The organism is Polaribacter sp. 2305UL8-11 (assembly GCF_058147165.1).
The window spans coordinates 1-271 of sequence record NZ_JBYVJW010000047.1; the positions used below are offsets into that span (position 1 = coordinate 1).

Genomic DNA, 271 nt, shown 5'->3' on the forward strand with positions numbered 1-271 from the left:
CGCTCAATAAAAAATGTGGTTTCATCCTCCGCAATCGTAAGGTAAAGCTGAACATTGCTCTCACTTTTGCGGAATGAAACCTTATGCTGGCAAATGCTGGTTAAATACCAGCACTGGGTCAGGTAGCCGTGCAGGGTATGTGGTTTTGTGGAGCTGCTCTCACAAAGATCATGGTGAATAACGGCATGCTCCAGGCTTGCTAACCGGTCTTTTTTATCTGGTGGGGATATACGAGGGCTGGCATCAAACCTTTCAGCCATGTTTTTAGTGT

Annotated in this window: 1 protein-coding gene; it reads right to left on the reverse strand. The window is 46.1% G+C overall.

All coding sequences use genetic code 11. The annotated features are described in order from the left end of the window. Positions 1 to 271, reverse strand: a 271-nt coding sequence (locus ACY2RW_RS16155) for a hypothetical protein (RefSeq protein WP_490123762.1), incomplete at both ends; no start/stop codon positions are given.